This is a genomic window from Cellulomonas xylanilytica (genome assembly GCF_007989805.1).
Lineage (GTDB): Bacteria > Actinomycetota > Actinomycetes > Actinomycetales > Cellulomonadaceae > Cellulomonas > Cellulomonas xylanilytica.
On the sequence record NZ_BJUB01000014.1, the window covers coordinates 12,726 to 36,288 of the forward strand.

At 73.7% G+C, this 23,563-nt stretch carries 28 protein-coding genes; 15 read left to right on the forward strand and 13 right to left on the reverse strand.

Annotated features, from left to right (window positions below; genetic code table 11):
* Position 1: 1 nt before the first annotated feature.
* From CXY01_RS18540 to CXY01_RS18555, 4 genes are all read right to left on the reverse strand, one after another.
* On the reverse strand, positions 2–655 hold the full coding sequence (locus tag CXY01_RS18540; protein WP_146930559.1) for a response regulator transcription factor: 654 nt from the start codon (positions 653–655) through the stop codon (positions 2–4).
* The gene (locus CXY01_RS18545; protein WP_146930562.1) at positions 652–1,788 is read right to left on the reverse strand and encodes a sensor histidine kinase; all 1,137 of its coding nucleotides are present in this window, start codon (positions 1,786–1,788) and stop codon (positions 652–654) included. The genes CXY01_RS18540 and CXY01_RS18545 overlap by 4 nt, the downstream gene beginning before the upstream one ends.
* Before the next feature lie 66 nt (positions 1,789–1,854).
* On the reverse strand, positions 1,855–2,727 hold the full coding sequence (locus tag CXY01_RS18550; protein WP_146930565.1) for a PfkB family carbohydrate kinase: 873 nt from the start codon (positions 2,725–2,727) through the stop codon (positions 1,855–1,857).
* On the reverse strand, positions 2,724–3,044 hold the full coding sequence (locus CXY01_RS18555; protein ID WP_146930568.1) for a hypothetical protein: 321 nt from the start codon (positions 3,042–3,044) through the stop codon (positions 2,724–2,726). Before CXY01_RS18555 ends, CXY01_RS18550 begins: the two co-directional genes overlap by 4 nt.
* A gap of 53 nt (positions 3,045–3,097) precedes the next feature.
* Between CXY01_RS18555 and CXY01_RS18560 the strand changes: the two genes are divergently transcribed.
* Positions 3,098–3,529 (forward strand): hypothetical protein, encoded by a 432-nt coding sequence (locus tag CXY01_RS18560; RefSeq protein ID WP_146930572.1) that lies wholly within the window; start codon positions 3,098–3,100, stop codon positions 3,527–3,529.
* Between the two features lie 55 nt (positions 3,530–3,584).
* Complete coding sequence (gene pgi, locus CXY01_RS18565) at positions 3,585–5,255, forward strand: glucose-6-phosphate isomerase (protein WP_146930576.1); 1,671 nt, start codon at positions 3,585–3,587, stop codon at positions 5,253–5,255.
* Positions 5,256–5,267: 12 nt separating this feature from the next.
* On the opposite strand, the gene CXY01_RS18570 is transcribed toward pgi, so the two are convergent.
* Entirely contained in the window at positions 5,268–6,500 is a 1,233-nt protein-coding gene (locus CXY01_RS18570; protein ID WP_146930580.1) for an amidohydrolase, read from the reverse strand.
* Positions 6,501–6,595: 95 nt separating this feature from the next.
* Entirely contained in the window at positions 6,596–7,702 is a 1,107-nt protein-coding gene (locus tag CXY01_RS18575) for a GDSL-type esterase/lipase family protein (RefSeq protein ID WP_146930583.1), read from the reverse strand.
* 394 nt (positions 7,703–8,096) lie between these two features.
* On the opposite strand from CXY01_RS18575, the gene CXY01_RS18585 reads away from it, so the two are divergent.
* A complete protein-coding gene (locus tag CXY01_RS18585) occupies positions 8,097–8,465 on the forward strand; it encodes an RNA-binding S4 domain-containing protein (RefSeq protein WP_082570996.1) in 369 nt (122 codons plus the stop codon).
* A 103-nt stretch (positions 8,466–8,568) separates the two neighbouring features.
* Here the strand turns inward: CXY01_RS18585 and CXY01_RS18590 are convergent, their stop codons facing one another.
* The gene (locus CXY01_RS18590) at positions 8,569–9,444 is read right to left on the reverse strand and encodes a DUF72 domain-containing protein (RefSeq protein ID WP_146930586.1); all 876 of its coding nucleotides are present in this window, start codon (positions 9,442–9,444) and stop codon (positions 8,569–8,571) included.
* Between the two features lie 39 nt (positions 9,445–9,483).
* Here CXY01_RS18590 and CXY01_RS18595 point away from each other — a divergent pair, with 39 nt between their 5' ends.
* The 4 genes from CXY01_RS18595 to CXY01_RS18610 all read left to right on the forward strand — a co-directional run bounded on the left by CXY01_RS18595 (position 9,484) and on the right by CXY01_RS18610 (position 12,761).
* Positions 9,484–10,419 (forward strand): DNA-3-methyladenine glycosylase family protein, encoded by a 936-nt coding sequence (locus CXY01_RS18595; protein ID WP_246125486.1) that lies wholly within the window; start codon positions 9,484–9,486, stop codon positions 10,417–10,419.
* A gap of 80 nt (positions 10,420–10,499) precedes the next feature.
* Positions 10,500–10,835: a YciI family protein gene (locus tag CXY01_RS18600; RefSeq protein ID WP_146930589.1), complete on the forward strand. Its 336-nt coding sequence runs from the start codon at positions 10,500–10,502 to the stop codon at positions 10,833–10,835.
* Positions 10,836–10,959: 124 nt separating this feature from the next.
* Complete coding sequence (locus tag CXY01_RS18605) at positions 10,960–12,465, forward strand: MDR family MFS transporter (RefSeq protein WP_371862787.1); 1,506 nt, start codon at positions 10,960–10,962, stop codon at positions 12,463–12,465.
* A gap of 65 nt (positions 12,466–12,530) precedes the next feature.
* Positions 12,531–12,761: a hypothetical protein gene (locus tag CXY01_RS18610; protein ID WP_146930592.1), complete on the forward strand. Its 231-nt coding sequence runs from the start codon at positions 12,531–12,533 to the stop codon at positions 12,759–12,761.
* A 3-nt stretch (positions 12,762–12,764) separates the two neighbouring features.
* Here the strand turns inward: CXY01_RS18610 and CXY01_RS18615 are convergent, their stop codons facing one another.
* Genes CXY01_RS18615 through CXY01_RS18625 form a run of 3 tightly spaced genes read right to left on the reverse strand, consistent with a single transcriptional unit; the run spans position 12,765 to position 15,309 of the window.
* Entirely contained in the window at positions 12,765–13,307 is a 543-nt protein-coding gene (locus tag CXY01_RS18615) for a DnaJ family domain-containing protein (RefSeq protein ID WP_146930595.1), read from the reverse strand.
* A gap of 45 nt (positions 13,308–13,352) precedes the next feature.
* Positions 13,353–14,654: an ATP-binding protein gene (locus tag CXY01_RS18620; RefSeq protein WP_146930598.1), complete on the reverse strand. Its 1,302-nt coding sequence runs from the start codon at positions 14,652–14,654 to the stop codon at positions 13,353–13,355.
* Between the two features lies 1 nt (position 14,655).
* Complete coding sequence (locus CXY01_RS18625) at positions 14,656–15,309, reverse strand: response regulator transcription factor (RefSeq protein ID WP_146930601.1); 654 nt, start codon at positions 15,307–15,309, stop codon at positions 14,656–14,658.
* A gap of 83 nt (positions 15,310–15,392) precedes the next feature.
* Between CXY01_RS18625 and CXY01_RS18630 the strand changes: the two genes are divergently transcribed.
* From CXY01_RS18630 to CXY01_RS18645, 4 genes are all read left to right on the forward strand, one after another.
* Positions 15,393–16,634, forward strand: a complete 1,242-nt coding sequence (locus CXY01_RS18630) for a LolA family protein (RefSeq protein WP_146930604.1) — start codon at positions 15,393–15,395, stop codon at positions 16,632–16,634.
* The gene (locus tag CXY01_RS18635) at positions 16,631–17,617 is read left to right on the forward strand and encodes an ABC transporter ATP-binding protein (RefSeq protein ID WP_146930607.1); all 987 of its coding nucleotides are present in this window, start codon (positions 16,631–16,633) and stop codon (positions 17,615–17,617) included. The genes CXY01_RS18630 and CXY01_RS18635 overlap by 4 nt, the downstream gene beginning before the upstream one ends.
* Positions 17,604–18,467, forward strand: a complete 864-nt coding sequence (locus tag CXY01_RS18640; RefSeq protein WP_146930610.1) for an ABC transporter permease — start codon at positions 17,604–17,606, stop codon at positions 18,465–18,467. Before CXY01_RS18635 ends, CXY01_RS18640 begins: the two co-directional genes overlap by 14 nt.
* Before the next feature lie 140 nt (positions 18,468–18,607).
* Complete coding sequence (locus tag CXY01_RS18645; protein ID WP_246125487.1) at positions 18,608–19,036, forward strand: helix-turn-helix domain-containing protein; 429 nt, start codon at positions 18,608–18,610, stop codon at positions 19,034–19,036.
* Positions 19,037–19,073: 37 nt separating this feature from the next.
* On the opposite strand, the gene CXY01_RS18650 is transcribed toward CXY01_RS18645, so the two are convergent.
* Both CXY01_RS18650 and CXY01_RS18655 read right to left on the reverse strand, forming a co-directional pair.
* Positions 19,074–19,697, reverse strand: coding sequence for a ClpP family protease (locus tag CXY01_RS18650; RefSeq protein ID WP_146930613.1), 624 nt, complete (start codon positions 19,695–19,697; stop codon positions 19,074–19,076).
* Complete coding sequence (locus tag CXY01_RS18655; RefSeq protein ID WP_146930616.1) at positions 19,697–20,305, reverse strand: ClpP family protease; 609 nt, start codon at positions 20,303–20,305, stop codon at positions 19,697–19,699. Before CXY01_RS18655 ends, CXY01_RS18650 begins: the two co-directional genes overlap by 1 nt.
* 136 nt (positions 20,306–20,441) lie before the next feature.
* On the opposite strand from CXY01_RS18655, the gene CXY01_RS18660 reads away from it, so the two are divergent.
* From CXY01_RS18660 to CXY01_RS18675, 4 genes are all read left to right on the forward strand, one after another.
* Entirely contained in the window at positions 20,442–20,996 is a 555-nt protein-coding gene (locus CXY01_RS18660) for a hypothetical protein (RefSeq protein ID WP_146930619.1), read from the forward strand.
* Positions 20,996–21,283, forward strand: a complete 288-nt coding sequence (locus CXY01_RS18665) for a transcriptional regulator (protein WP_146930622.1) — start codon at positions 20,996–20,998, stop codon at positions 21,281–21,283. Before CXY01_RS18660 ends, CXY01_RS18665 begins: the two co-directional genes overlap by 1 nt.
* A 23-nt stretch (positions 21,284–21,306) precedes the next feature.
* The gene (locus tag CXY01_RS18670) at positions 21,307–22,089 is read left to right on the forward strand and encodes a pentapeptide repeat-containing protein (RefSeq protein ID WP_146930625.1); all 783 of its coding nucleotides are present in this window, start codon (positions 21,307–21,309) and stop codon (positions 22,087–22,089) included.
* Positions 22,090–22,186: 97 nt separating this feature from the next.
* Positions 22,187–22,666 (forward strand): VOC family protein, encoded by a 480-nt coding sequence (locus tag CXY01_RS18675; RefSeq protein WP_146930628.1) that lies wholly within the window; start codon positions 22,187–22,189, stop codon positions 22,664–22,666.
* On the opposite strand, the gene CXY01_RS18680 is transcribed toward CXY01_RS18675, so the two are convergent.
* Entirely contained in the window at positions 22,663–23,538 is an 876-nt protein-coding gene (locus CXY01_RS18680) for an LLM class F420-dependent oxidoreductase (RefSeq protein ID WP_146930631.1), read from the reverse strand. The genes CXY01_RS18675 and CXY01_RS18680 overlap by 4 nt on opposite strands.
* Positions 23,539–23,563 lie beyond the last annotated feature (25 nt).

Here is a 23,563-nt window from a genome sequence, read left to right on the forward strand (position 1 = left end):
GTCAGTCCATCCGGCCCGACTCGTACGCCCACATCGCCAGCTCGACGCGGTTCCGGGCGCCGAGCTTGTCCATGAGGCTGCCCAGGTGGGTCTTGGTGGTGCTCAGGCTGATGTGCAGCTCGTCGGCGATCTCGACGTTCGTCCGCCCGCGGGCCACCGTGACCAGCACCTCCTCCTCGCGACCGGTCAGCGGCACGACCGGCGGCAGCACCCGGTTGCGCCTGCCGGCGGCCGCGAACGCCGAGAGCAGCCGCACCGTCACGTTCGGGGCGATAAGCGCGTCGCCGGCGGCCGCGGCGTGCACCGCCTGGACCAGCAGCTCCGGCCCGGCGTCCTTGAGCAGGAAGCCGCGGGCACCCGCCTTCAGCGCCCCGTGCACGTACTCGTCGAGGTCGAACGTCGTGATCACGACGACCGCCATCGGGTCGGCCACGTCCGGACCGGCGAGCCGGCGGGTCGCCTCGATCCCGTCCAGCTGCGGCATCCGGATGTCGAAGAGGCACACGTCGGGACGCAGCTCGTTCGCCTTCGACACCGCCTGGCGGCCGTCGGACGCCTGGCCCACCACCTCGATCCCCGGCTGCGCGTCGAGGATCATCGACAGCCCCGTGCGGACCAGCTCCTGGTCGTCGGCCACCAGCACCCGGATCGTCATGCGACCTCTCCCGTCCTCGGCAGCACCGCGACCACCGTCCACCCGCGCTCCTGACCCGGGCCGGCCTCCAGCGTGCCGCCCAGGAGCGACGCCCGTTCGGCCATGCCCACCAGCCCGTACCCGGTGCCGGAGCGTCCGTGGAGCTCGCCGTCGTCGACGACCGTGAGACGCACGCTCTCCTCGCCCGCGGCCACCTCGACGCGGACCTGCGAGGCGTACCGCGCGTGCCGCAGCGCGTTGGTCACCGACTCCTGGGCGAGCCGGAACAGGGCCGCGCCGACCGCCGGCCGCAGCCCGTCGAGGTCGCCGGACAGGTCGACGACGACCCGCGGGGGCCCCGCCGTGGCGAGCTGCTCGATGTCCCCGACCCCCCGCTGGGGAGCCAGGTCCGCCGCGCCGTCGTCACGCAGCGCACCGACCATCAGCCGCATCTCCGTCAGCGCGCGCGACGCCTCACCCTCGATCACGACGAGCGCCGCGACCGCCGCCGAGGGGTCCGACGCCGCCACGACCCGGCCCGCCTGCGCGCGCACCGCGATCGCGGACACGTGGTGCGCCACGGTGTCGTGCAGCTCCCGCGCCAGCTGCTCGCGCTCGCGCAGCCGGACCTGGTCACGCTCACGCACCCGTGCCGTGGACGCGAGCCGGACCCAGGCCCCGATCCCCGCGGGCGTCATGATGAACACCACCGCCAGCACGGCCTCAGCGACACCCGTGAAGTCCCCGGCGATCCCGAGCGTGGTGGCCACGAGGACGGCCGCCAGCCCGAGCACGACGTCCCGCCCGCTCCCCCAGCGGCACAGCGCATACGGCAGGAGCAGCACGCAGGCGGTCGTGTACAGCCCCAGCTCGCCCGCGCCGCTGACGAGGACGGCCGTGTCGACGACGACGAGCGTGCCGAACACGACGAGGACCGCGCCCAGCGGGTGGGTCCGCCGCCAGAGCAGCGACACCACCACGACGAGCGCCAGGACGAGGGCGACCGGCCGCCAGGTCACGTCCGGCCGCAGCACCGCCTCCAGCACCGCGGTGGGCACCAGCAGCGCGACGAGGACCCAGTCCCGCCACACCCGTGCGGGCGCGCCGGGCGCTCGGGGGGCCGTCCACAGCGGACGGATCGCGTCGGGGATCACGTCGTGCAGCCTAGGGACGGACGCTCGCGCGCGGCTCGGCCGATCGGTCGAGTCGCGCATCGCCCGTCAGGACACCCAGCCCAGGGCCCCGGGATGGCGGACCGACTCGCTCGCCCGGGCGACACCGTCGGCCAGCGCGGTCAGGACGTCGTGACCCGCCGCGAGCGAGGCGGCCGTCGCACCGTGCAGCACGTCGCCCGCACCGAGCGTGTCCACCACCTCCTCGGCGGGGACGACGGGCGGCCGGAGCACCGACTCGTGCCGCCCCTCCGGTCCCCCGACGAGGATCCGGACCGGCCCGCCGCCCGCGGACTGCGCGACCGACCGCGGACCGAGGTCGGCGACGCGACGGAGCACGTCACCGCCACCGTCGGGGAGCCGGAAGTCCGCGGACAGCACCGCGTGGTCGACGTGCGCGAGCAGACCCTCCAGTCCCGGCTTCCAGCTGCCGCCGTCGAGGAGCACCGGGACACCCCGCACGGACGCGTCGGCGGCGAGCTCCTGCGCCGCCCCGAGGTGGTGGCCGTCGACGAGCAGGGCCGTGGCACCCTCGAGCACGTCGAGGCGACGCGCCGGACCGCTCAGGTCCCGGACGCCGACCGCGTTCACCGAGACCACGGCTCGTTCGCCGGTGCCCCGCGTGACCAGGACGGTCGACACCGCCGGTGTCCCGGGGCCGTCGAGCAGGTCGACCACCTCGACGCCGGCCGCGCCCAGCCCGTGCCGGACGAGGTCAGCGACCGGTCCCTGCCCGAGCGCGGTCACGAGCACCGTGCGCACCCCCAGCGCGGCCGCGGTCGCGGCGGCGTTCGCCGCCGGGCCACCGAACGTGACGTCCAGGCTGCGCGCGACGACCTTCTCGTCGGCGGCGGGCAGCCGGTCGACCACCTGCACGACGTCGAGCGTCGCCAGGCCGCAGCAGACCAGCAGCGCCGTCACGCGACGCGGGCGGGCTGCTCGGCGGGCCGGTCCACCAGGGCGTACGTCGCGCCGCCGAGCACGAGGGCGGCGACCGCGACGGCCGGCCAGGCGCCGATCACGCCGCCGAGCGGGTGCGACACGGCGAAGCACACCGCACCCACCAGCACCACCGCCGCCACCCGCCACCAGCCGGCCGACCGGGCCCGCACCGCGCACCACACGACTCCGGCGACCAGCACGACGCCTCCCAGCGCACGCACGTCGGTGAGGTCGGCGACGGCGAACCCGACCACGAGGGTCAGCGCGGCGATGACGGCGGTGGGGACGCGAGACATGGGATCCAACTTATCCGCGGGAGCCCGGACGACCCTTACGCGACGATGTCGCCATGGACGCCCACTTCACCGAACGCACCGACGGGCAGGTCGACGTCAGCCTCGGGGCGGCATGGCCCCTGTTCAACGACGCGCTGGCGGACAGCATCTCGTCCCTGCCGCCGCGGGGTGCGCCCGGCGCGGGACCCTCCACCTACTGGATCGATGTCGCCGCCCGCGGGGTCGAGCGTGCGGTCGCGGCCGGGAGCGACCGCCCGTTCACCTGCGGCAACGTCACGCTCCTGCGCGTCGTCGGCGACTGTGTCGAGGCCCGCTTCGACTTCGCCGGTGACGACGAGCCGAGCGAGCTGATGGACGTGGACGACTTCCGCGAGCTGCTCCGGCAGTGGCGGCTGCGTGTGATCCAGGGCGCCGCGCGTGCGGTCCACCCCCTGCCGGAGACATACCGACGCAACGGCGCGGGGCCCGCGGAGGAGCCCAGGTAGAACGACCTCGCGGACGCCGGTGCGAGGGGTCGTGCCCGCGCAATACGGTGGCCTCATGCCCACCTCGCCGATCGACGCCACGTCCACCGCTGCCTGGCAGGAGCTCAGCGTCCACGAGTCGACGCTCACGCCCGACCTGCGCGGCTGGTTCGCCGACGACCCCGAGCGCGCCACGCGCCTCACCCTCCCGCTCGCGGACCTCACGGTCGACCTGTCCAAGAACCTGGTCACCGACGAGACGCTCGCCCTGCTGGTCCGGCTCGCCGACGAGGTCGGTCTGGCCGACCGCCTGCAGGCGCAGCTGCGGGGTGACCACATCAACGTCACCGAGGACCGCGCGGTCCTGCACACCGCCCTGCGCCGGCCGGCGGGCGCGCAGCCGCCGCTCGTCGTCGACGGGCAGGACATCGACGCCGACGTGCAGGCCGAGCTGGGCAAGATGTTCGCGTTCGCGGACAAGGTGCGCTCCGGCGAGTGGACCGGCGTCACCGGGGAGCGTGTCCGCACGGTCGTCAACATCGGCATCGGCGGCTCGGACCTCGGCCCGGTGATGGCGTACGAGGCGCTCAAGCCGTACGTGCAGGACGGCCTCGAGGTGCGGTTCGTCTCCAACATCGACCCGAGCGACCTCGCGGAGACCGTCAAGGGCCTCGACCCGACGACGACGTTGTTCATCGTCGCGTCGAAGACGTTCGGCACCCTGGAGACGCTCACCAACGCGCGCCTGGCGCGGACGTGGCTCTGGGAGCAGCTGGGCACGGCCGACGACGACGAGTCGCGCAACGCCGCGGTCGCCCAGCACTTCGTCGCGGTGTCCACGGCCCTGGACAAGGTCGAAGCGTTCGGCATCGACCCCGCCAACGCGTTCGGCTTCTGGGACTGGGTGGGCGGCCGGTACTCGGTCGACTCCACGATCGGGACCTCGCTGGCCATCGCCGTGGGGCCCGACGCGTTCCGCGAGTTCCTGGCGGGCTTCCACGCCGTCGACCAGCACGTCGCGACGACCCCGTTCGCGCAGAACGTGCCCGTCCTCATGGGGCTGCTGAACGTCTGGTACGTCAACTTCCTCGGCGCGCACACCCACGCGGTCCTCCCGTACGCCCAGTACCTGCACCGCTTCGCCGCGTACCTGCAGCAGCTGACCATGGAGTCGAACGGCAAGTCGGTGCGCTGGGACGGCACGCCCGTGACGACGCAGACCGGTGAGGTGTTCTGGGGCGAGCCCGGCACCAACGGCCAGCACGCGTTCTACCAGCTCATCCACCAGGGCACCCGGCTCATCCCTGCCGACTTCATCGCGGTGGCGAACCCGGCACACCCGCTGACGGACGACGGCGTCGACGTGCACGGGCTGTTCCTGGCCAACTTCTTCGCCCAGACCAAGGCGCTCGCCTTCGGCAAGACCGCCGACGAGGTGCGCGCGGAGGGCACGGCCGAGGACATCGTGCCCGCCCGCGTGTTCTCCGGGAACCGGCCCACGACGTCGATCCTGGCCGCGGCCCTCACGCCCAGCGTCCTCGGGCAGCTCATCGCGCTGTACGAGCACATCACGTTCGTGCAGGGCGTCGTGTGGGGCATCGACTCGTTCGACCAGTGGGGAGTCGAGCTGGGCAAGAAGCTCGCGCTCGAGATCGCCCCCGCGGTGCAGGGCGACATGGACGCGCTCGCGTCGCAGGACCCGTCGACCCGGGCGCTGATCAGCCGCTACCTGGAGCTGCGCGACTGAGCGGTCGGCTCCTCAGCGCTCGAAGCGGGCCGCGCGCTCGACCACCACACCGCGGCCCGCCTCGGCGTCCCACGTGTAGACCGTGCGCCCGTCGATCAGCACGTGCTCGGCGCGGGACGTCACGTCGAGCGGGTCGCCCGACCAGACCACGACGTCCCCGTCGAGCCCGGGCGCCAGCGCGCCGACCCGCTCGTGCAGCCGCAGGAACGTCGCCGGGTTCACCGTGAGCGCCTCGAGCGCGGTCTGCCGCGGCAGCCCCTCCTTGACGGCGAGCGTCGCCTGGTGGACGAGGAAGTTGATGGGGACCACGGGGTGGTCCGTGGTGATCGCGACCCGGACGCCCGCCGCCGCCAGCGTGGCCAGGTGCGCGATGGAGCGGTCGCGCAGCTCGACCTTCGAGCGGCTGGTGAACATCGGCCCGAAGATCACGGGGACGTCCCGCTCCGCCAGCACGTCGGCGATCTTGTGCGCCTCCGTGCCGTGGTTGAGGACCAGCCGGTACCCGAACTCGTCGGCCAGCCGCAGGGCCGTGGCGATGTCGTCGTGCCGGTGGGTGTGCTGGTCCCAGGCGAGCTCGCCGTCGAGCACGCGGGCCAGGGTGTCCAGGGCGAGGTCGACCTGGAACGGCTCGCCCTTGGTCGCGGCGGCCGAGCGGGCGGCGCGGTAGTGCAGGGCATGCGTGAACGCCTCGCGGATCACCAGCGCGGTGCCCAGGCGCGTCGACGGCAGCTGCTTGCGCTCCCCGTACACGCGCTTCGGGTTCTCGCCGAGCGCCGACTTCACGCTGACCGACGCCGAGATCATCTGCTCGTCGACGGTCCGACCGCCCCACGTCTTCAGGGCGACGGACTGGCCACCGATCGGGTTGCCCGAGCCGGGCTTGACGACGACCGACGTGACGCCGCCGCTCAGCGCGTCCCGGAAGCCCTCGTCGTCGATGTTGACGGCGTCGATGGCGCGGACCGCCGCGGCGTTGGGGGTGGTCATCTCGTTGGTGTCGTTGCCCGCGGCGCCCTCGCCCTCCTCGTGCAGGCCGACGTGACCGTGCGACTCGACGAACCCCGGCAGCACCCACCGGCCGGTCGCGTCGATGACGCGGGCGCCGGGAGGCACCTCGACGTCCGGGCCGACCGCGGTGATGCGGCCGTCCACGACGAGCACGGTGCCGCCGTCGATCGGGTCGGAGACGACAGGGACGACATGGCCGCCGACGACAGCGACGACCTGGGAACCGGGAGCAGTCATCGGTCCACCGTAGGCGGAGTCGGCGAGGCCCACCGGGTGCCGTGACGTGGTGTCACGGCACCCGCGCCGGGTTCGGTCTGCGTCCTGCCCCGTGGTCAGGCCCGCGTGCAGGCGACCTGCGAGGCGGTCGGGCTGCCGGTGCCCTGGAAGCCGAACTCGACGGAGCCGCCGGCCGGCACGGAGCCGTTCCACGCGGCCGACGCGAACGTGGTCGCGGACCCGGACGTCGTCGGCGACGAGCTCCAGGCGTGGGTGACGGCACCGTCCGGCAGCGTGACAGTCACCTTCCAGCCCGCCAGCGCGACCGCCCACGGCTTGACGCGGACGGTCGCGACGAAGCCGCCCGGCCACTGGCTGGCGACCGTGTAGGTGGCGGTGCAGCCGTCCGCGGGCGGCATGGTGAAGGTCGGGCTGGGCGACGGCGAGACGGTCGGGGTCGGCGTGACGGTCGGCGTGGGTGTCACCGTCGGGGTGGGTGTCGGCGTGGTGCCGGTCAGGGCGGCGGCGAGGGCCGGGTACCAGCGGTCGGCGAGCTTGACGATGCCGGCGTCGTTCGGGTGCACGCCGTCGGAGGTGTCGGTGGCCGCGTTCCAGCCGGTCCACTGGTCCACCACCGTGATCGGCGACGCCGCGGTGCTCAGTCCCGCTGCCCATGCCGGGATCGCTGCGTTGAGGTTCACCGTCCGCTGGGGGCAGTCACCACAGCTCGAGGGCGCCACCGGGATGATCTGCGCGACGAGGATCTTCATCGCCGGGTTGCTCGCCCGCATCTGCTGCACGAGCGTCGTCCAGGCGCCGAGGATCTCCTGCGGGCTCTTGTTGCTCCACACGTCGTTGGTGGCGAAGTGCATGACGACGACGTCCGGGTCCGTCGCCGACAGCCAGCCGACCAGCTGGTTCTGTGCCGCGACGCTGGTCACCAGGAAGCCGCCGTGGCCCTCGTTGTCGCCGTCGTGGGCGACCCCGCAGCCCTGCGCGGGCAGGGTGCCGACCATGTCGACGTTCGTGTAGCCGTTCTGCTGGAGCTTCTGCCAGAGCAGCGCGCGCCAGCAGCCGGGCGACCCCGTGATGGAGTCGCCGAGCGTCATGACGCGGACCGGGTCGGCCGCGACCGTCGGGCCGGCCAGTGCGAGCGCACCGGTCACGAGCAGCGCCAGGGCGGCGAGCGCGCCGGCCAGTCGGCGCACGAGCGTGGTCGTCATGGGTCCTCCGTCCGCAGCCGCCGCGGCCCGTGGGCGGGGCGGGGCGGGGCGCACGCCCGCCAGGTGCAGCGTGGTGCGGATCCGCGGGCTGGTCAGGGCGACGAATCGTTTCGCCGCGGAAGCGGTTCGACGAGCACCGTCCCGTAGCGCCCCGGCGTCCCGCGATGCCGCCGCGGTGGTCCGCCGGGCCCGACTCGTCCTGCGCCGGTGGGAGCACCCGTCGGCCCCGCCCCGACACCTCTGCCGGTGTCGGTGTCGGTGTCGGTGTCGGTGTCCGTGTCGGTGTCCATGCCCATGTCCGTGCCCGTGCCCGTGCCCGTGCCCGTGCCCATGTCCGTGCCCGTGCCCGTGCCCGTGCCCGTGCCCGTGCCCGTGCCCGTGAGAGGCTCGTGCGGTGGCTGAGGTGACGCGAGCGCGCGTGGACGCGTGGACGTGGGCGGTGCGGCTGTTCCCGACGCGCTCGGCCGCCGCGGCCGCGTGCCGCGCGGGTCACGTCCGCGTCAACGGCGACCGCGCGAAGCCCGCGACGATGGTGGTCCCCGGCGACGAGGTGCACGTCCGCGGCGGTGAGCGCGAGCGGATCGTCGTCGTGCAGCGGACCGTCGTCAAGCGCGTCGGCGCCCCGGTCGCGGTCGCCTGCTACCTGGACCGCTCCCCCGCGCCGCTGCCCAAGGAGCACGTGGTCCCCGGTGAGCGCGACCGCGGCGCGGGCCGACCCACCAAGCGCGACCGCCGGCTGATCCAGCGCCTCAAGGGCCGCTGACGCCTCGGGCGAGATCGTGGCTCCCGCACGAGATCGTGCGTTCGCACCCACGATCTGGGGTCGAACCCACGATCTGGGCGGTGGAGAAGCGTGCGGTGTCGGCTCAGGTTCCAGGGGTGAGTCCGAGCCGGGCCGCGAGCGCCATCGAGTCGTACGGCGCGCGCACCTTGATGTCGTTGTCGAAGTACACGAACACGTCGCGCTCCGCCGCCGGCTCGGCCGGCCCGGAGAGCCTGCGCGCTCCCTGCGGGTCCCCGCCGGCCGCCCACACCCGGACCTTCTCGGCCCAGCGGTCGAGCGCGTCGTCGTCGTAGCCGCTCGCGTAGAGCTCGGTCTCGCCGTGCAGCCGCACGTAGACGAGGTCGGCGGTGACGTCCTCGATCACGGGCCACCGGCCGGCGGCGTCCGCGACGACCATCCCGATGCGGTGGGCGCGCAGGAGCTCGACGAAGGCGGGGTCCTCGAAGCTCGTGTGCCGCACCTCGAGCACGTGCCGCAGCGGGCGGTCGGCGTCGGTCGTCGTCCAGGCGCGGTCGTCCAGGCGCTCGTCGTGCTCGGTGGCCAGCTGCGCGGCGGCGGTGGTGGTGCGCGGCAGCAGGTCGAAGAACGCCGCGAGCCGGTCGGGGTGGAACCCGAGGTTGGGGGGCAGCTGCCACAGGACCGGACCGAGCTTGGGCCCCAGGGCCAGTACGCCGCTGGCGAAGAAGTTGGCGACCGGCACGCGGACGTCGGCGAGCTTCTTCATGTGGGTGACGAAGCGCGGGCCCTTGACCGAGAAGAGGAAGTCGTCCGGGGTCTCCGCCGCCCACGCCACATAGCTCTCCGGCCGCTGCAGCGAGTAGAACGAGCCGTTGATCTCGATCGAGGTGAGCCGACGGGACGCGTACTCGAGCTCGCGGCGCTGCGGCAGCCCCGCGGGGTAGAACACCGTGCGCCACGGTGCGTAGCGCCAGCCCGAGATTCCCGTGCGGATGGTCATGGAGACCAGTGTGTCGGCGGTGCGGCGCATAGTGGTGGTGTGACTCCCGCGCCCACCGACGAGCAGGCGGGTCTCACCTCCGTCTACCGTCCGCGCGACCGCGTCGACGTGCGGCTGACGCTCGCCCCGCTGCGGCGCGGCGGCGGCGACCCGGCGTGGTGGTTCGCCCCGGACGGTGCGATCTGGCAGGCGACGTGGACGGCGGACGGTCCGGCCACCCGCCACCTCGTGGTGCGCAGCGACGGGATCCACGTCACCGCCTGGGGACCGGGCGCGGAGCGTGCGCTGGCCGGCGTACCGGACCTGCTCGGGGCGCGCGACGACCCCAGCGGGTTCGACCCGTCGCTGCACCCGGTGGTCCGCGACGCGTACCGCAGCCGGACCGCGATGCGGATCCCGCGGTCGGGCAACGTTCTCGAGGCGCTCGTCCCGGCGGTCCTCGAGCAGAAGGTGGTCGGGCTGGACGCCAAGGCGGCGTGGCGACGGCTCGTCCTGCAGCACGGCAGCCCGGCGCCTGGTCCGGCTCCCCGCACGATGCGGGTGCCGCCGACGGCGGAGGGCTGGCGCGACGTGCCGGTGTGGGACTGGCGGCGGGCGGGGATCGAGGAGGTGCGCGCCGGCACGGTGCGGCGCGCCGCCGCCGTGGCCCGCCGCCTGCAGGAGGGTGCGGACCTGCCGATCGAGGAGGCGCGCCGTCGGCTGCTCACGGTGCGCGGCATCGGCCCGTGGACCGTCGCGGAGATCGCGTCCCGGGCGCTGGGCGACGCCGACGCCGTCTCCGTGGGCGACTACCACCTGGCGCACCTGGTGGGGTGGGCGCTGACGGGCAGCCGCACCGACGACGCCGGGATGCTGCGCCTGCTGGAGCCGTGGGCGGGTCACCGGCAGCGCGTCATCCGGCTCATCGAGATCACGCAGACCAGCCGCGCACCCAAGTTCGGGCCGCGCGCACCCCGTGCCCGACCCCTGATCTGAAACTGCTCGTCCGATCGTGTCGATCCGCCGCCCGCAGGATCGTCCATCAGATGAAGGCTCGACCACCACCTGGAGGACTCATGCGTTTCCTGCTCCTGATCTGCGACGACCCGACCGCCGAGACGTATCGCCCGGAGGACGACAACATCTCCGACTGGGTGGCGGAGAACGACCGTCGCAACCTCAGCGTCATCGGCGACCGGCTCCGCCCCGCCGACGACGCCCGCACGGTCCGGGTCCGCTCGGGCCAGCTGCTGGTCACCGACGGACCGTTCGCGGAGACGCAGGAGTCCATCGCCGGGTTCGACGTGCTGGAGTGCGCCGACCTGGACGAGGCGCTGGAGCGTGCAGCGACCCACCCGATGGCGCGCTTCGGACGCGTCGAGGTCCGGCCGTTCTGGCCGTTGCAGCTGTGACGCGCATCTCCTGACAGCGAAAAGCGTCGACCCGCGTCGGCCGTACCGCCCAGACTGTGCCCAGCGTCCGCGCCGATCCGCACCGGCTGCGACATCCACGTCCTCCCACACCCGAGGTGTCCCCGTGACCGACGAGACCCTGACCACCACCCACCCGCCCTCGTCCTCAGACCCTGCCGGGGCTGCCGGCACCGGCGTGCGCGACCGTCTCGCCGTCCGCCTGCTGCTCATCTCGACGTTCGTCGTCATCCTCAACGAGACGATCATGGGCGTCGCGCTCCCCCGGCTGATGAGCGACCTGGACATCCCTGCGAGCACCGCGCAGTGGGTGACGACGGCGTTCATGCTGACGATGGCGATCGTCATCCCGATCACGGGCTTCGTGATCCAGCGGTTCACCACGCGCGCCGTGTTCCTCGCGGCGATGACCCTGTTCAGCCTGGGCACCGCGATCTGCGCGCTGGCGCCGGGGTTCGACGCGCTCATCATCGGCCGCGTCGTGCAGGCGTGCGGCACGGCGATCATGCTCCCGCTGCTCATGACGACGGTCATGACGGTGACCCCGCCCGAGAGCCGCGGCCGCACGATGGGCAACATCTCCATCGTCATCTCGGTCGCCCCGGCGCTCGGTCCGACCATCTCGGGTCTCATCCTCAGCGTGCTCGACTGGCGCTGGCTGTTCGCGCTGGTCCTGCCGATCGCGATCGGCGCGCTTGCGCTCGGCGCGGTCCGCCTGCCGAACCTGACGGAGACCCGGGTCGCCCGCGTCGACATCGGCTCGGTCATCCTGTCGGCCGTCGCGTTCGGCGGGATCGTGTACGGGCTCAGCGGCCTGGGCGCGGTGGCGACCACCGGCATCACGACCACGACCTGGGTGTCGCTCGGCGCCGGCGCGGTCGCGCTTGTCGTGTTCGTGCTGCGCCAGCTGCAGCTGCAGAAGGCCGACGACGCGCTGCTGGACCTGCGGACCTTCTCGTCCTCGACGTTCACCATCTCGGTGGGCGTGATGGCGATCAGCATGATGTCGCTGTTCGGGACGCTGATCCTGGTGCCGCTCTACGCGCAGACGGTGCTCGGGCTCGAGGCGCTGCAGACCGGTCTGCTGCTCCTGCCTGGCGGCCTGATCATGGGTCTGCTCGCACCGAGCGTCGGGCGCGCCTATGACCGGTTCGGCCCGCGGCCGCTCCTGGTGCCCGGCGCCATCATCGTGAGCGCGAGCGCGTGGGGCTTCACGCTGCTGGGGGCGACGAGCTCGCCGTGGCTCATGCTGGCGTGCCACGTCACGCTGAGCGCCGGCCTGGCGCTGATGTTCACGCCGCTGTTCACGTCCGCCCTCGGGTCGCTGCCGATGCACCTGTACTCGCACGGCAGCGCGATGGTCGGCACCGTGCAGCAGGTGGCGGGTGCGGCCGGGACGGCGCTGTTCGTCACGGTGCTCACCGCGCAGAGCGCCACGCTGGCGGCTGCGGGGTCCGGGGTGGTCGACGCCACCGCGGGCGGCATCCACGCCGCGTTCCTGGTCGGCGCCGTGATCTCGCTGGCCGCGATCCCGGCGGCGTTCTTCGTCAAGGCCGCCCCGGCACCGCACGGCGCACCGGTCGACGAGGCGGCGCCCGCCCTCGCGCACTGACTACGCTGGGGTCCTCGGTGGAACCACACCGGGGACCCCAGCACAGCACTCCTGGAGGACGACCCATGAGCTACCCGGTGATCGAGCGTCGCGAGGACGACGGGTCGGGCACGCCCGGTCGCATGCTCAGCGTCGTCTTCCCCGCCATCCTCTTCATCCTCGGCCTCGCCCTGTTCACCATCTCGTTCAACGTGGGCGACTGGGGACCGTGGGCCTTCGCCGGTGGCATCCTCGCCATCTCGCTGTCGTTCGCGATCCCCACGACGATCCTCCCGGCCCTCGAGGACCGCGCCTGACCGTCAGGTCCTGCGCCACCGGCGACGTCGCTTCGGGGCGGGCTCCGGAGCCGGCTCAGGCTCCGGCGGCTGCCGCCGCGCCGTCCACGCGCGCACCTCGCGGTCGACGTCCCGCAGCGGCGTGACCACGGGCGGACCGCCCATCAGCTGACGTCTCGCGGACACGACCCGGGCGTTGAACTCCTCCACGGCGGCGCGCACGTCGTCCGCGGTGTGCAGCGCGTCCAGCCGCTCGGCCAGGACCGCGTCGTCCTTGCGCAGCTGGATGGCCTCCGGCAGCACGCCAGAGATCTGCTCCCGCTCGATCAGGGCCTTGAGCCACCAGTCGGGGTCGTGCCGCGCGATCCCGGGGATCGGCTTGCCCGCCAGCGGCAGGTTGTCGAACTCACCACGCGCGATCGCCTGGTCGATCACGACGTCGACCCACTGGTGCCGGTTCTCCATGCGACCCGGAGGCGGAGCCGCCTCCGGCACCTCCTGGTCGTCCGCCGAGTCGCGCTGCACGCGGTAGCGGGCCGAGTCGCGCACCGGGTCGTGCTCCGCCATCGCTCACCTCCGCCGCTCGACGGCTCCCACGCTACGACGGGCCCGTCAGCGTGGCAGCCGCAGCTCGGCCCGCAGGCCGCCCAGGTCCGCGGTCCCGAGCACCACGTCACCGCCCTGCTCGCGCGCGATCTCCCGGGCGATCGCGAGCCCCAGCCCGCTGCCGCCCTCGTCGCGCTGCCGTGCCTCGTCGAGCCGCACGAAGCGCTCGAACACGCGCTCGCGGTCCGCCGGGTCGAGCCCCGCGCCGTCGTCCTCCACCCGCACCGACCCGTCGGCGACGACCACCGCGACCCGGGACCCGGCATGCCGGACGGCGTTGTCGACGAGGTTGCGCAGCACCCGGCCGACTGCGGCGGCGTCCCCGCGGGCGCGCCCGGCCCCGGTGACGGTCACGGGCTCGGTCGGCCGCACCACGTCGCGCGCGACGGCGCCGAGGTCGAGCTCCTCGTGGGCCAGCGGGGTCGAGCCCACCCGGGCGAGCAGCAGCAGGTCGTCCACGAGCGCCTGCATCCGCAGGATCTCGCCCTCGAGCTCCGCCGCGAGCTCGTCCGTCCGGTACGACTGCGGGTGCGCCCGCGCCACCTCGACGCTGGTGCGCAGGGCCGCCAACGGTGAGCGCAGCTCGTGCGCCGCGTCGGCGACGAAGGCCCGCTGTCGCGCGGCGCCCGCCTCCAACCGGTCGAGCATCGAGTTGAGCGTGCGGGCCAGCGCGCCGAGCTCGTCGTCACGGTCGGGGACGGGCAGCGAGCCGGGGCCGCCCGACGACGCCACCAGGGCCGCGCCCCGCCGGAGCTCCTCGACCGGCCGCAGCGCCCGCCCGAGGATCAGCCACACGCCGAGGCCGAGCGCCACGGTGAGCAGCGGGACCACCACCGCGAGGGCCACACGCAGCGCGTCGAGCACCCCTTGCACCTCGGTCAGCGGGACGGTCGCGACGACGGTCACGGGCTCGCCCTGGAAGGTCGTGCTCTGCACCGTGACGCGGGCGACGTCGTCGTAGGCGCTGCGGTGCGTCGTCGAGACGCCGTCCAGGCCTGCCAGGACGTCGGGTGGGAGCACCGGCAGCGTGCGGCTGGCGTTCGGGGAGGTCGCCAGGACGGCGCCGCCGGCGTCGACGAGCTGCACGATCTCGCCCGGCTCCTGCACGGGCAGCGTCTCGGGCAGGCGGTCGTCGGCCGCGAGCGCGGACACCGTGGCGGCGCGGTCGCGGACCACCTGGTCGAGGGCGTCGATGCGCGTGCTGCGCAGGACGGTCGTCAGGGCGATGGCTCCGACGACGAGCGCGACGCAGAGCGCCCCCGACGCCAGCAGCGTCAGCCGGAGACGCAGCGACAGGCCACGGCGCACGTCAGCTCGCCACGCGGTACCCGGCGCCGCGGACGGTCTCGACGGCCTCGCGGCCGAGCTTGCGCCGCAGGTAGCCGACGTAGACCTCGACGACGTTGACGTCCTCGCCCGTGCCGTCCCACACGTGGTCGCGCAGCTCGACCTTGCCGACGACGCGGTCGGCGTGGTGCATCAGGTACTCCAGCAGGGCCAGCTCCCGGGTGGTCAGCGCGACCGCCTCCCCGGCCCGGGTCACCCGCCGCGTCGCGGGGTCGAGCACGAGGTCGCCCGCGGTCAGCACGGGCGGCCGCACCTGGCCCTGCCGGCGCAGGAGCGCACGCAGCCGCGAGACCAGCACGACGAACGCGAACGGCTTGGTGAGGTAGTCGTCGGCCCCGACGTCCAGCCCGTCGGCCACGTCGTACTCGCCGTCCTTGGCGCTGAGCATGAGGACGGGCGTCCACACGTCCCGGGCGCGCAGCTCGGTGACCACGTCGTACCCGTTGCGCCGCGGGAGCATGACGTCGAGCACGATGACGTCGTAGCCGTCCTGCGACGCCAGCTCGAGCCCGCGCTCGCCGTCGAACGCGACGTCCACGGCGAACCCCTCGGCAGTGAGCCCGCGGTGCAGGGCGCGCACGAGACCGCGCTCGTCGTCGACCACCAGGACCCGCATGACCTGAGCATCCCATCCGGACCGCACACCCACCCCGTGGTGCTCTCAGGATGCCCTCAGCGGTCGTGTCGCACAGTGGAGCCATGAACGAGTCCCGCCGCACCCTGAGCCCACGAGCCCGCTGGGCCGTCCCCGCCGTCGCCGCCGTCGCGGTGGGGCTGGCCTTCGTCGCTCCTCCTCTGTTCGCGTCGGCCGACGACGCGGGCCTGCCGACCGTCAGCCCGGAGGAGCTCGCCGCGCAGGTGGCGAGCGCCGAGCCGTCGCCGCTGTCCGGCACCGTCGTCTACACCGCGCGCCTCGGGCTGCCGGAGCTCCCGTTCGGGGACGTCGGTGGCGCCAACCCGGTCGCGCTGCTGGGTGGCAGCTCGACGATTCGCGTCTGGTCGGACGGCGAGGAGCGGTCCCGGGTCGCGCTGCTGGGCGCCACGTCGGAGTACTCGGTCGTGCAGGACGGGCCGGAGGCCTGGACGTACTCCAGCACCGACGACGCCGTCGTGCACTACAGCCTGGACCCGGCCGACGTGGCCCGGTTCGACGAGCTGAAGGCGCAGGCCGAGGCCGGCGAGCTCGCCGTGCAGGGCGACCTGCCGACGCCCGAGGAGGCGGGCCGCCAGGCGGTCGAGATGGCGAAGCTGACCTCGACGGTGACGCTGGACTCGCAGACGGAAGTGGCCGGCCGGGCCGCCTACCAGCTGGTGGTGACGCCCCGGAGCGACACGACGCTGGTCGGTCGCATCGTCGTGGCGGTGGACGCCGAGACCTCGACCCCGCTGCGCGTGCAGGTGTGGAGCACGTCCGACACGGAGACTCCCGCGCTGGAGATCGGGTTCACCGACGTGTCGTTCGCGACGCCCGCCGACTCGGTCCTCGCGTTCTCCGCTCCGGCGGGGGCGTCCACGCGTGAGGTCGTGGTCCCGCTCCCCGACATGCCGGCGGAGGCAGCCACCGCGACCCCCGACAAGGAGCTGCCGGAGGGCGTGACGGTGACGGGGGCCGGCTGGGACACGATCGTGCAGGCCTCCGGGCTCGACGTCGCAGCCGTGGTCGCCGGCGACCCGTCGGCCGCGGCGAGCCTGCCCGGCGTCGACAAGACGTTCGGCTCGCAGGGTGCCGCGGACCTGTACTCGGAGTTCATGCCGGAGGAGGGGTCCGGCTCGCCGATGGGCGACCTCGACACCAGCGCGCTCTACGAGACGCTGACCACCGAGGTGCCCGAGGGGCGGCTGCTGTCCTCCGCCCTGCTGTCGGTGCTCGTCACCGACGACGGCCGCGTGCTGGTCGGCGCGGTGCCCGGCGCCACGCTCCAGGCCCTGGCGGCCCGGTGACCGATCCGACGACGGGAGCCGCACCCTCGGGTGCGGCTCCCGTCGCGCCGCTCGCCATCGCGACCGACGGCCTCACCAAGCGGTTCCGCTCGGGACAGGTGGCCGTCGCCGGGATCGACCTCCGCGTCCCGCGCGGAGCCGTCTACGGGTTCATCGGCCCCAACGGCTCGGGCAAGACGACGACGATCCGCATGCTGCTGGGGCTCGTGCGGCCGACCAGCGGACGCGCGTTCCTGCTCGGCGGCGAGATGCCGGGCGCGGGCGCGGACGTGCTGCCGCGGGTGGGTGCGCTCGTCGAGGGACCGGCGTTCCACCCGTACCTGACCGGGTCGGCCAACCTCGCGCGGCTCGACGCGAGCGACGCGACGGCGGACCCGCGCACCGCTCGGCAGCGGGCCGACGAGGCGCTCGACCGCGTCGGGCTGGGCGCCGCGGCCGGCAAGCCGTACCGGCAGTACTCGCTCGGCATGAAGCAGCGGCTCGGGCTGGCTGCCGCGCTGCTGCGCCCTCGCGAGCTGCTCGTGCTGGACGAGCCGACCAACGGTCTGGACCCGCAGGGCACGCGCGAGGTCCGCAACCTGGTGCGCGAGCTCGCCGAGAACGGCACCACCGTGCTGGTCTCCTCGCACCTGCTGGCCGAGATCGAGCAGGTGTGCAGCCACATCGGGATCATGAGCGGCGGGCACCTGCTGCTGCAGGGCGACCGCGCCGAGCTCACCGCGCAGGGCCTGCCCCGGCTGTCCGTGCTCACGTCGGCGGACCACGTCGGCGCCGCGACCGAGGTGCTGACCGGTCTCGGCCTCACCGACGTGCAGACCGAGGGCGCGACGGTGTCCGCCCTGCTGGGCGCCGTGCCGCCCGAGAAGGTGTCGGCGGCGCTCGTCCACGCGGGCGTCGACCTGCTGGGCCTCGAGGTGCGCCGGCCGAACCTGGAGCAGATCTTCGTCGAGCTGACCGGGGAGGGCTTCGATGTCGCTCGTTGAGACCGCCCCACCGACGGTCAGGCCGCTGCGGGGATCGCTGCTGCGGCTCGTCCGCTCCGAGCTGCGCCTCGTCCTGGGCCGGCGCCGCAACCTCGTCCTGCTGCTCGGGCTCGCGCTGGTCCCCCTGCTGCTGGGGACCGTGCTGTTCCTGTCCCAGGACACCGCGCTCGACGGCCAGGGACCGGGGTTCGTGGGGCGGGTGACGGGCAACGGGCTGTTCCTCGTCGTGGCGTCCCTCTTCCTGTGCCTGCCGTTCCTGCTCCCGCTGACCATCGGGATCGCGTCCGGCGACGCGGTGGCGGGCGAGGCGGCCGCCGGGACCCTGCGCTACCTGCTGACCGTGCCGGTCGCGCGCGGGCGGCTGCTCGCGGTCAAGGCCGTCGGGGCGTTGACCTTCGCCGCCGCCGCGGTGGCCGCGATCGCGGTGGTCGGGATCGTCGCGGGTGCCGCGTTCTTCGGGCTGCGCGGGATCACCCTGCTGTCCGGCACCACCGTGTCGTTGGGCGACGGCATCCTGCGGATCGCCGCGGTCGTCGTCTACGTCGGGCTGTCCATGACCGGGCTGGTCGCGGTCGGGCTGTTCTTCTCGACGCTGACCGAGGTGCCCGTCGGCGCGATGGCCGCCACGGTGGTCACCGCGATCGTCTGCGGCGTCCTCGACCAGCTCCCGCAGCTGGCCACGATCGCGCCCGCGCTGCTGACCCACCACTGGCTCGACTTCGCGGAGTTCCTCCGGCTCGAACCGGACTGGGGCGTGCTCGGCCAGGGACTGGCGCTGCAGGCGGCCTGGGTGGCGATCTTCGGCGCCCTGGCGTGGAGCCGCTTCACGACGGCCGACGTGTCGAGCTGACGTCACCGGGCACGAACCGGCCCTGAGTGCCGCCGCGACGTCTGGTCACGGCACTCAGGGCCGGTTCGCCGTCCCCGCGGCGTCCGCTCAGGGCAGAAGCGTCGGCACGACTGTCGGCGCGCGGTGCGGGCTAGCGTGGCGTGAGCACCACGTCGACCCCGGAGGACGCGATGACGCCGCACCTGACGCCCCTCGAGCACCGCACCGAGCCGCTGCTCCGGCGGCTCGTGGGGTCGATCCTGCGCGAGCAGCGCGAACGTCAGCGGCGCACCCTGCGCGACGTCGCCGAGGACGCACGGGTGTCCGTCGCCTACCTCTCCGAGGTCGAGCGGGGTCGCAAGGAGCCGTCGTCGGAGGTGCTTGCCGCGGTCTGCCGGGCGCTCGGGCTGCGGCTCGTCGACCTCGTCGGCACCGCGCACGCGCAGCTCGCGCTCGCCGAGGGCCGCCTCGTCGTCGACCTCACGGCGCCCGACCGCCACGAGCTTGCAACCGTCACCACCCTCACGGCGCACGCGGACGCGCCGGCACCGGCCGGAGAGGTCGGGACGGCGGTCCTGCTGGCCGCCTGACACCTCGGCCGATCGGGCTACCTGCGGCAACGGCTCCTCACCCGCCGCTGCGCGCCAGCTCCGGCACCTCTTTCAGCGTCGTGACGACCCGGTCTGCCAGCCCGTAGTCGACCGCCTGCTGGGCGGTGAGGATGAGGTCGCGCTCGGTGTCGGTGCGCAGCCTGGCCAGCGGCTGACCGGTGTGGCGGTGCAGGATCTCGTCGACCTGCTCCCGGACGCGGGCGATCTCGCGGGCCTGGATCTCCAGGTCCGCCGCGGTGCCCTCTCCCCCGCCCGACGGCTGGTGCAGCAGGACGCGCGCGTGCTCCAGGACGTGCCGGTTGCCGGGCGTGCCCGCCGCGAGCAGCACCGCCGCAGCCGACGCCGCCTGGCCGAGGCAGAAGGTGGCGACCGTCGGCTTGATGTACTGGATGGTGTCGTACACGGCCAGGAGCGCGGTGATCGAGCCGCCCGGCGAGTTGATGTACAGGTGGATGGGTGAGTCCTGGCTCTCGGACTGCAGGTGCAGCAGCTGCGCAATGACCACGTTGGCGACGCCGTCGTCGATCTCGGTGCCGAGGAAGACGATCCGGTCGCTGAGCAGCCGCGAGTAGACGTCGGACGCACGCTCGCCCGTCGGCCGCTGCTCGATGACGACCGGGATCGTGTACTGGCCCGCCATCAGAGGCCCGCCCGTCGCAGCGACGCGTCGGGACGCACGTCGTCGAGGTGCTCGACCACCCGGTCGATGAACCCGTACGCGAGGGCCTCCTCGGCGGTGAACCAGGCGTCGCGGTCGGCGTCCCGCTCGATCGTCTCGACGCTCTGCCCGGTGTGCTCGGCCGTGAGCGACTGCATGGTGCGCTTCACGTGCGCCATGTTCTGCGCCTGGATGGCGATGTCGATCGCGGTGCCGCCGATCCCACCGGACGGCTGGTGCATGAGCACGCGTGAGTGCCGCAGCGCGAACCGCTTGCCGGGGGTGCCCGCGCTGAGCAGGAACTGCGCGGCGCTCGCCGCGAGACCCATCGCGAGGGTCGAGACGTCGTTCGGGATGAGCCGCATCGTGTCGTACATGGCGAGCGCTGCGCTGACCGAGCCGCCCGGCGAGTTGATGTACAGCGCGATGTCGCGACGGGGGTCCTCCGCCGACAGCAGGAGCAGCTGCGCGCAGACGCGGTTGGCGATGGTGTCGTCGACCTCCTGGCCCAGCACGACGATGCGCTGGTGCAGGAGGCGGGTGGACAGGTCGTCGTCGAACGGGCGGACGGTCGGTGGTGCGGTGGCCATGGGTTCCTCCGGGGTCGCTGGTTCCTCGACCGTCACACAGCCTGCCCGCCCGGGGACCCCCGGTCTGCCGTCGGCGGATCTGCCGAGGGCAGACGTCTACTTGCCAGTCTGGAAAGTTCGGTCCATACTTTCCGACATGGAAAGTAACCGAGGTGCTGAGGACCCGCTCGCCGCGCTGGCCGCGGCGGACGACGCGCGCCAGCGACTGACGACGGGCCTGCGCCTGCCCGTGGGCTTCTACCCCGCGCTCGCCGGCGGGGTCGCGGTCCAGGTGGGCGCCGCGGCGTACGGGATCGCCGCGCAGACGGTGACCGGGGTGGCCGTCGCGCTCGCCGGGGCCGCGGTCTTCCTGGGTGTGGCCGCCTTCCTGCTGCACCGCTTCAGCCGGACCAACGGCGTCCGGGTGGACGGCCTCGCCAGCCAGGTCGTGCTCGTGGCCGGGGCGAGGGCCTCGCTGGCGTACCTCGGCGCGCTCGCGGTCGGGATCGTGGCGGCCTTCCAGTCCGTGTGGTGGCTCGTCGCCGTGGCGTCCGTCGCCGCGGGCATCGGCTGCGCGCTCGGCGCCCGCCACTGGTGGCGGGCCTACCGGCACGACCCCGCCGCCCACGAGGGCGGCGCCTCCCCGCGGACCCTCGGGCTGCTCGCCGTGGCGGCGTGCCTGGGGTGCGCCGTGCTGCTGGTCCTCGGCTGATGGCGGGCCTCGACCCGCTGATCCACGCTCCCGCACGGCTGCAGCTGGTCACGGCCCTGTCCGCGGTGTCGGAGGCGGAGTTCGCGACTCTGCGCAGCGCGTTGGAGGTCAGCGACTCGGTGCTCTCCAAGCACGTGTCGGCCCTGGTCGAGGCCGGCTACGTGCGCAGCCGCAAGAGCGTGCACGCCGGACGCCGGACCACGTGGGTCAGCCTGACGCCGGCCGGTCGGCGGGCGCTGCACGACCACGTCGCCGCGCTGCGCCGGCTGATCGACGCGGTGCAGTGATCACCCGTCCTACTCTCGACCTCGTGACCGACCACGCCCCGATCCCGCTGCGAGACCTGCGGTCGGACTGCGCGCGCTGCTCGGGGCTGTGCTGCGTCGCGCACACGTTCCAGCGCTCGTCGGACTTCGCCTACGACAAGCCGGCCGGGACGCCGTGCCGCAACCTCCAGGCCGACTTCCGGTGCGGCATCCACGCCGACCTGCGCACCAGCGGGTTCACAGGGTGCACGGTCTACGAGTGCTTCGGGGCCGGCCAGTTCGTGACCCAGCAGCTCTTCGGCGGCCGCACGTGGCGCGACGACCCCACGATCGCCGCCGACATGTTCGCGGCGTTCGGCACGATGCGCGGGCTGCACGAGCTGCTCTGGTACCTCACGGAGTCGCTCGCGATCCGCGCCGCGGCACCGCTGCACGCCGAGCTCGCCCGGTTGCGCGCCGAGGTGGCCGGGGACCCGGGACCGGACGCCCAGGCGCGGGTGGGCGAGCTGCTCGGGCGGGTCAGCGCGCTGGCGCGGGACGGGCTGGGCGGCCGGAGATCCCGGGGCGCCGACCTGACCGGAGCCGGCCTGCGCCGAGCGGACCTGCGCGGGGCGGACCTGCGCGGCGCGCTGCTGATCGGCGCGGACCTGCGCGGCGCCGACCTGCGCCGGGCAGACCTGCTCGGCGCGGACCTGCGCGGTGCCCGGCTGGACGGTGCGGACCTGACGGACGCGCTCTTCCTGACACCGCCCCAGGTGGCGTCCGCGCGGGGCGACAGCCTGACCCGCCTGCCCGCCGCCCTGGTCCCGCCCCGTCACTGGAACTAGTGCCGGCACCCGTGTCGAGAACCGCGATCGGGCTCCGACCACTGCACGAACGACGCGGCAGCACCGGGCTCCGCGTCACGACACCGGAGGCACCGAGATGCAGACCATCAGCCCGTTCCTGTGGTTCGACGACCAGGCCGAGCAGGCCGCGCAGCGGTACGTCGAGATCTTCCCCAACTCGCACGTCGTGTCGGTCGCCCGCTACGGCGAGGGCGCTCCCCAGCCGGCCGGGACCGCTCTGACGGTGAGCTTCGTGCTCGACGGCGTCGAGGTCCAGGCCCTCAACGGCGGGCCGGCGTTCCCGTTCACCGAGGCGTTCTCGTTCCAGGTCTCCGTCCCCGACCAGGCCGAGTGCGACCGCGTGTGGGACGCCCTGATCGCCGACGGCGGCGAGCCCGGCCGGTGCGGCTGGCTCAAGGACCGCTGGGGCCTGTCGTGGCAGGTCGTCCCGACGGCCCTGCCGGCCCTGCTGTCCGACCCGGACCCCGCCCGCGCGGGCCGGGCCATGAACGCGATGCTGACGATGGACAAGATCGACGTGGCCGCACTGCACGCCGCGGCCGACGCGCCGGCCTAGCCCAGCTGGGCCAGGCGGGGAACCGCCGGGGCCACCGCGTCCTTGACCCAGGCCGTCAGGCTCGTGTCGGCCGGGGTCAGGATCACGGACTCCACCCCGAGGGCGTCGTACGCGCGCATCTCCTCGACGAACCCGTCGACGTCCCCGGCGAGCAGCTGCTCGCCGCGGGACAGCATGGTCACGCGGATCTCGGCGGGGTCGCGGCCGACGTCGGCGCAGTGCCCGCGCAGGACCTCGAGCTTGTGCGCGACCTCCTGCGGCGTGGACGTGAACAGGTTGCACGCGTCCCCGTACTGCGCCACCAGGCGCAGGGTCTTGCGCTCGCCGGAGCCGCCGATGAGGATCTCGGGCCGGGTCAGCGGCTGCGGCGAGCACAGGGTCCGGGCCAGCTGGTAGTGGGTGCCGTCGTAGGGTCCGTCGTTCGTGGGGTCCCACATCTGCCGGCAGATCTGCAGCGTCTCCTCGAGCCGCTCGAACCGCTCGGCCAGCGGCGGGTACGGCACGCCCATCGCGAGGTGCTCCTCCTCGTACCAGGCGGCACCGATGCCGAGGGTCGCGCGGCCGCCGGACAGGACGTCGAGGGTGGCGTGGATCTTCGCCAGCAGGCCAGGGTGCCGGTAGGTCACCCCGGTGACGAGCACGCCCAGCTGCACCTCGGACGTGACGCCCGCCAGGTACCCCAAGGTCGTGTACGCCTCGAGCATCGGGTCGTCGGCGGGGAAGCCCGCCGCGGTCATCTGGAAGTAGTGGTCCATGACCGAGACCCAGGCGACGCCGGAGTCCTCGGCCGCGCGGGCCGCGTCGGCCAGCTCCTGGCGCAGGGCCGCGGGCTCGACGGAGTCGAAACGGTAGAGGTGGACGCCAACGCGCACGAGCTGCTCCTTCGACGGGGTGTCC